Raw genomic sequence first — 6,780 nt, forward strand, 5'->3', positions numbered from 1 at the left:
CGGATCGCTGAGCTGCCGGCCTGGACGGACGACCCCGTCGGCGCTGTGTTCCTCTGGTCAGACCATGGGCCCGCTTCTGCAGCCACTTGGCGGGGTCCACCTGGAAGGCCTTCGCCAGGTCGTCGAGGACCACGTCCGCGCCCTGGAGGGAGACCGAGGTCATCCACATGGAGTCGTCGACCTCGTGGACCTGGTTCTTCTGGACCGCGTTCAGGCGCTGCCACAGCGGGTTGGCGACGAACTTCTTCTTGCGCTCCTCGCCACCGGAGAAGGAGGTCATGAAGATGTGGTCCGCGTCGGCCTGCTGGATCTGCTCTTCGCTGATCTCGATGTTGAACTTGGCCTCGTCGCGCTGGTTCTCCGGCCGCGTCAGACCCATGTCGTTCAGGATGATGCCGCTGAAGGTCTTGGGCAGGTAGATGCGCGTCGGACCGTCGACGAAGCGCAGGACCGAGAAGGTGGGCTTGCCGTGGGCGCCGCCGCCCTTGGCGTTGATCGCGTCACCGATCTTCTTGGCGCGGGTCTGGTAGGCGGTCAGCTTGGCCGCGGCCTGCTGCTCCTGGCCGAGCGCCTGGCCGAGGAAGGTGATGTTCTCCTTCCAGATCGGGCCGGTGGTCTTCACGAAGACGGTCGGCGCGATCTGGCTCAGGCGGTCGTAGAAGTCGGCGTGACGGACCGTCGCGGAGACGATGAGGTCGGGCTTGAGCGCCGCGATCGCCTCGAGGTTCGGGTTGTCGAGCGGGCCGACGTCCTTGGTGTCCTTCACCGCGTCACCGAGGTAGGCCGGGAACCCCTTCTGGTCACGGTACGATCCGATGCCGCCGACCAGCGGTGCGTCGAGGGCGACCACGGCCTCGACCAGGCTGTTGTCCAGCGCGACCACGCGCTTGGGCTTGGCCTTGACCTCGGTCGTGCCCTTGTCGTGCGTGATGGTGCGCGGGAAGCCGGCCGATTCGGCGGCGCCCGGCTTCGAGGCCTCGGCGGCCGGCTTCTTGTCGTCGCTGCTGCCGCCGCAGGCGGCCAGCGAGAGGGCCAGGGCTGCCGTGAGAACGGCAGCGGCGATCCGGCCCGGCCGGCGACGCTGAGTGAAGCTGTTCATCGGTTCTCGGTTCTCCAGAGGGTACAGGCGATATTAGGTAAGCCTTGCCTGAGTAAATGCGTTGTGAAGAGTAGCCGCTCTTCGTGGCCAAATCCAGACGGGGGGTGCCCGCCGGCTTCGGTTAGGCATCCCTTACCTTGTGTGGGTGTCTCTCAAGCCCGTCACCGCCGACGCCACCGCGGTCTCCGCCCCAACCGTCCCGCCGCCCCGGCGCGTTCTCACCCGGGCCTTCGTCCTCACGGCGCTGCTCGCCACCGTGGCCGCCATGGTCTGCGCCTCCCTGGCGATCGGTACCAAGGCCGTGCCGCTCTCCGACGTCGTGGCCGCGATCGCGGGCAGTGACGCCGGCGACGCCCTGGTCGTACGCGAACTCCGCATGCCCCGGACCTTCCTGGGGCTGCTGGTCGGCCTCGCGCTGGGCGCCGCGGGCGCCGTGGCCCAGGACATCACCCGCAACCCGCTCGGCGACCCCGGCCTGATCGGCATCAGCGCGGGCGGCTCGTTCGCGGTCGCCGCGAGCATCGGCATGCTGGGACTGACCAGTTCGTACCAGTACATCTGGTTCGCCTTCCTGGGCGGGGCGCTGGCCGGGCTCATCGCCTACGCCGTCGGCGGCACCGGCTACGGCGGCGCCACCCCCGCCAAACTCGCCCTGGCCGGCGCGGCCGTGACCGTACTGCTCGACGCGGGCACCAACACCCTGGTCCTGCTCGACGTCCGCACCCTGGACCAGTACCGCTTCTGGGCGGTCGGCTCGCTGGCCGGACGCGACGCGCAGCTCGGCATGGAACTGCTCCCGTTCGTCATCGTCGGACTCGTCCTCGCCCTCGGACTGAGCGGCCGGCTCAACGCCCTCGCCCTCGGGGACGACGTGGCCAGCTCGCTCGGCACCCCGGTCAAGTCCACCCGCGCCCTGGGCGCGCTGGCGGTGGTCCTGCTGACCGGCGCCGCCGTCGCCGCGGCCGGTCCCGTGACGTTCGTCGGCCTGGTCGTCCCGCACGTCGTACGGGCCTTCACCGGGCCCGACGCCCGCTGGCTGGTGCCCTGTTCGGCGCTGGGCGGAGCCTCCCTGATGCTCGGCGCCGACGTGGTGGGCCGCATGGTGGCCCGGCCCGGCGAACTGGAGGCGGGCGTGGTGACCGCGCTGCTCGGCGCGCCGTTCCTCGCGCTGCTGGTCAAGCGCGGCAAGCTCAAGGAGCACACCCGATGAGCACCATGAGCGGTCAGAAGACCGTACGCCGCCTGAAGCTCGAGGCCGGACCCGTCGGTGTGGCCGTGCGGCCCCGCGTCGCACTCGTCGTACTCGCCCTCGTACTGACCGGGTTCGCGGGCCTGATCGCCTCCGTCTCGCTGGGCACGTTCGCGATCCCGGTCGGCGACGTACTGGGCGCGGTACTCGGAACGGGCTCCGGCGCCGCCGACCTCATCGTCCACCAGCTCCGGCTGCCGCGCGCCCTGACCGCACTGCTGGTGGGCGCCGCGTTCGGACTGGCCGGCGCCGTGTTCCAGGCCGTCACCCGCAACCCGCTCGCCAGCCCGGACCTGATCGGCATCGCGGCCGGCGCCGGGGCCGGCGCGGTGAGCGCCATCCTCATCGGCGGAGTCACCGCGGCGGGCGCCGGAACCTTCGCCGCGGTTCCGTTCGGGGCCCTCGCCGGCGCCCTGCTGACCTCGGTCGCCATCTACCTCCTGGCGTACCGGGACGGCACCATCACCGGCTACCGCTTCGTCCTCGTCGGCCTCGCCGCGAACGGCGCCCTCATCGCGCTCTCCCGCTGGATGCTGGCCCGCGCCGACATCGACCAGGCCTCCCGCGCCATGGTGTGGCTGACCGGCAGCCTCAACGGGCGCGGCTACGAACACGTCCAGTGGGCCGGACTGGCCCTCGCGGTGCTGCTCCCGCTGACCCTGGCGCTGGCCCGCCCGTACCAACTGCTCCAGTACGACGACGACACCGCCCGGAGCCTGGGCATCCCGCTGAAACACGCGCGGATCGCGCTGCTGGTCCTCGCCACGTGCCTCACCGCACTGGCGACGTCCGCGGCCGGGCCGATCGCCTTCGTCGCCCTGGGCGCCCCGCAGATCGCACGGCGGCTCACCGGCGCCGCCGGCATCCCGCTGGTCACCAGCGCGCTGACCGGAGCGGTACTGCTCATCCTCGCCGACCTGGCCTCACGGCTCGTCCTCGCGCCGACCGAACTGCCCGTCGGCGTGCTCACCGGCGCCGTGGGCGCTCCGTACCTGCTGCTACTCCTCGCCCGTACCAACCGGGCCGGAAAGGGAGGCTGACATGACCGCCCCGCTGACCGAGACCCAGCCCACCGGCACCTCTCCCGCCGCACTGCACGCCTCCGGGCTGCGCCTGGGGTACGGCGAGCGCATCGTCTGCGAGGACCTCGACCTCGACGTCCCGGCCGGGCAGGTGACCGCCCTGGTCGGCCCGAACGCCTGCGGAAAGTCCACGGCGCTGCGCGCCCTGGCCCGGCTGCTCAAGCCGGCCGGCGGCGCCGTCCACCTGGACGGCGAAGACATCGCGGGCCTGTCCGCACGGGAGTTCGCGCTGCGGCTCGCCCTGCTGCCGCAGACCCCGAGCGCGCCGGACGGCATATCCGTACGCGACCTGGTCGCGCGCGGCCGTACCCCGCACCAGCGGTGGTGGCGCCAGTGGTCCTCCTCCGACGAGGCGGCCGTGGACGCCGCGCTGGCGGCCACGGGCTCGGCGGAGCTGGCGACCCGGTCCATCGACGAACTGTCGGGCGGCCAGCGCCAGCGCGTGTGGATCGCGATGGCGCTGGCCCAGCACACGCCGGTGCTGCTGCTGGACGAACCGACGACCTACCTCGACCTCGCCCACCAGGTCGACGTCCTCGAACTCGTCGCGGACCTCAACCGCACCGAGGGCCGCACGGTGGTCATGGTCCTGCACGAGCTCAACCTGGCCTGCCGCTACGCCGGACACCTCGTCGCCATGCGCGACGGCCGGGTCGTCGCCGCCGGTCCGCCCTCCGAGATCGTCACACCGGACCTGGTCCGCGAGGTCTTCGGCCTCGAGGCCGCGGTCATCGAATGCCCGGTCGCCGGTACGCCCCTGGTCATCCCGATGGGCGGCCGCCGCACCGAGATCGCCTGACGGCCCTGCGGGGCGGACCGGCCGAGGCCCCGTCCGCCCCGCAGCCCGGCGTCAGGAGGACTGCTCCGTCAGGATCGCCGGGTCGGACAAGCCGGCCGCGCCCGTTTCGACCTTGCCCGCGAAGCGGCGCAGGAAGTCCGGTGCGCCGGAGGCGGTGACCTCGGGGGCCGGGGGTGGTGCCGGGGTTGCGGAAGCCGCGCGGAAAGCCGTTCGGGCCGTGCACGGTCAGGTCGGGGCCGCCGCCGGTGAGCGCCACGCCGTCCACGTACGGGGCGTACTGCAGCGCACGGGTCGGACGCAGGCCCTTCTCCTGACGGGGCATGGAACCGACGGCCGGGGCGGGCGCCCTGAAGTCGGGGTGGCGCTCGCGGTCCTGCGGCTCCCAGGCGCCGGTGTCGGGCAGCCGGCCGCCGCCCGAGCCGTCGTTGCCGGTGTGGCCCGACCAGAGGGAATAGCGGTTGGGTCGGTGGAGCCGATGAACGAGCAGTGGTACGCGTCGCAGATGGTGAACGCGTCGGCGAGGGCGTGCCGTCGGACTGGTGCCACACGGACTTGCCGCTGGACAGGGTCACCGGGCGCGGGTCGCCGAAGCCGCGCACACCGCGCAGGACGGGCGGGCTGTCGCCCACCGCGCCCGCTCCCCTACAGTGCGTGATGCCCGCACCGGTCCGTGCCGACGGACAGCGCCGAACAGGAGCAGAACCGTGGCCACCCACGCCCGCCCAGGCCCCCTCCCGAGCCCGCCCCCGGCAGGCCGCCGGGTCCCCGAGCTGGAACCCGCCCTCGTCGCGCAGTGGCAGGCCGGGGGAGGGGACCTCATCGAGCTGTTCGCGCAGACCCGCGAGCGGCTCGGCGGCGTCGCCGCGTTCCGGCTCGGTCCCCGCCCGACCGTCCTGGTCACCGACCCCCGGGCCGTGCAGCACGTGCTCGCGCTCCAGCCCGGCCGGTACGTGAAGCGCTCGCACCGCGCCCGACTGCTGATCGGCGACGGCGTGCTGGCCGCGACGGGCGAGGCCTGGCAGCGGCAACGGCGCCTGCTGCAGTCCCAGTTCACCGGCCGCGGCATGCGCCGCTACGAGCAGCGGATCACCGGGGCCGCCAAGACCACCGCCGCGCGCTGGGCTTCGTACGCCCGGACCGGACAGGTCCTCGACATCGGGGACGAGATGCGCCGCTTCGCCCTGGACACCATCTGGAGGTCCCTGACCGGCCATCCCCTGCAGCCCGGTACGGAGCGGGAACTGGCCGCGGTGGCCGCCGTGGTGGCCGCGCTGCCCAGCCTGCCCGCCGAGGGCGCCGCCGCCCAGGGGGCCGTCGCCGCCGAGCTGGCCAGGATCGACGCCGTGGCGCGCCTCGCCATCGCCGCCGCCCGCGATGGCGGGGCGGGACCGGACGGGCCGGGCCTGCTGCACGTCCTGATCGAGGCGGCCGGGACGCGCCCCGAGTACACCGACCGGCTGATCCGCGACGAGCTGGTCACCCTGCTGGTCGCCGGTCACGAGACCACCGCCACGACCCTGACCTGGCTCTACCTCCTGCTGGACCGGAACCCGGAGGCACGGGAGCGGGCCCTGGCCGCGGGCGCCGAGGGCTCACCCGAGCGGAGCCAGGCCGTGCAGGCCCTCGTCCACGAAACCCTGCGGCTGTATCCGTCCGCCTGGATCCTGCCGCGCTGCGCCGCGGAGGACGACCTCCTCGCCGGATACGCGATCGAGGCCGGCACCGACGTGCTGGTCTGCCCCTACCTCACGCACCGGGACCCCGGGCTCTGGGAAGACCCCGGGCGGTTCGATCCGGGACGTTTCACCACCCCCGGCGGCCGCCCAACCGAGCCGGGGAGCTATTTCCCGTTCGGTATCGGGCCCCGGGCCTGCCTGGGCCTGCAATTCGCTCTCCGGGAGTCGACCGTCCTCCTCGAGCACCTGCTGCCGGCCCACGCCCCGCACCTCCGGTCCGTCCCGGACAAGGCGGCCTACGGCATCACCGTCCGCCCGGACGGCCCGATCCCGGCAACGCTGGGCGGTTAGGCCCGCGGGGCACGGTCCCGGCCAGGCGTTTTCACGCAGGGTAAGGGGACGGGTGCGCTGTGCGGCGGACTTTTATCAACATCACTTTCCGGCGTCAAGGCACGAGTTCCAGTGTCATGACGCGGTTTCTCCATTCGGGTTCATTGGAAGCACGCCAACAACGCGGGGCGGACTCCGAGAAGCCCCGCAATTCCGAATGGAGAGAATGATGAAGATTTCCCGCAAGCTCGTCGTGGCCGCCGCTTCCATCGCCATGGCCGGTGGTATCGCTCTGCCGGCCTCCGCCATGGCTGCCACGCCGCCCCAGTCCACACAGAGCATGGTGGCATCGCCGGATCTGCAGACGGGGTGCAAGTTCAAGAAGTGCCGCACCCCGAACACCCCGAATACCCCGAACACGCCGAACACCCCGGGCGGTGGGAACAACACTCCCAACACTCCGAACACGCCTAACACGCCGAACACCCCGGGTGGTGGCGGTAACAACACCCCGAACACCCCGAACACGCCTAACACCCCGAACA

6 protein-coding genes and 1 pseudogene are annotated in these 6,780 nt (G+C 72.4%); 5 read left to right on the forward strand and 2 right to left on the reverse strand.

Going from position 1 to position 6,780, the window contains the following annotated elements:
* Window positions 1-1,099 (reverse strand): ABC transporter substrate-binding protein (locus ACZ6I1_RS23345; protein WP_469290095.1); only part of this gene is annotated, 1,099 nt, incomplete at its 3' end.
* A 145-nt stretch (window positions 1,100-1,244) separates the two neighbouring features.
* Here ACZ6I1_RS23345 and ACZ6I1_RS23350 point away from each other — a divergent pair.
* From ACZ6I1_RS23350 to ACZ6I1_RS23360, 3 genes are read left to right on the forward strand one after another with little or no spacing between them, the layout of a single operon-like run.
* Window positions 1,245-2,309, forward strand: a complete 1,065-nt coding sequence (locus ACZ6I1_RS23350; protein ID WP_469290097.1) for a FecCD family ABC transporter permease — start codon at window positions 1,245-1,247, stop codon at window positions 2,307-2,309.
* Window positions 2,306-3,388, forward strand: a complete 1,083-nt coding sequence (locus ACZ6I1_RS23355; RefSeq protein ID WP_469290099.1) for a FecCD family ABC transporter permease — start codon at window positions 2,306-2,308, stop codon at window positions 3,386-3,388. The genes ACZ6I1_RS23350 and ACZ6I1_RS23355 overlap by 4 nt, the downstream gene beginning before the upstream one ends.
* Window position 3,389: 1 nt before the next feature.
* Window positions 3,390-4,229, forward strand: a complete 840-nt coding sequence (locus ACZ6I1_RS23360) for an ABC transporter ATP-binding protein (protein ID WP_469290102.1) — start codon at window positions 3,390-3,392, stop codon at window positions 4,227-4,229.
* Window positions 4,230-4,635: 406 nt separating this feature from the next.
* Here the strand turns inward: ACZ6I1_RS23360 and ACZ6I1_RS23365 are convergent.
* Window positions 4,636-4,837: pseudogene (locus tag ACZ6I1_RS23365) on the reverse strand (alkaline phosphatase family protein); the annotation flags it as partial.
* Window positions 4,838-4,933: 96 nt separating this feature from the next.
* On the opposite strand from ACZ6I1_RS23365, the gene ACZ6I1_RS23370 reads away from it, so the two are divergent.
* Both ACZ6I1_RS23370 and ACZ6I1_RS23375 read left to right on the forward strand, forming a co-directional pair.
* The gene (locus tag ACZ6I1_RS23370; protein ID WP_469290104.1) at window positions 4,934-6,256 is read left to right on the forward strand and encodes a cytochrome P450; all 1,323 of its coding nucleotides are present in this window, start codon (window positions 4,934-4,936) and stop codon (window positions 6,254-6,256) included.
* Between the two features lie 208 nt (window positions 6,257-6,464).
* On the forward strand, window positions 6,465-6,780 hold a 316-nt coding region (locus ACZ6I1_RS23375), incomplete at its 3' end, for a hypothetical protein (RefSeq protein ID WP_469290106.1).

The sequence above is a fragment of the Streptomyces sp. NPDC046303 genome, from assembly GCF_055588085.1.

Bases quoted from the DNA above. Each gene is read 5' to 3' on its own strand.
- ACZ6I1_RS23355 (WP_469290099.1), top strand. From the start codon at position 2,306: ATGAGCACCATGAGCGGTCAGAAGACCGTACGCCGCCTGAAGCTCGAG.
- ACZ6I1_RS23360 (WP_469290102.1), top strand. From the start codon at position 3,390: ATGACCGCCCCGCTGACCGAGACCCAGCCCACCGGCACCTCTCCCGCC.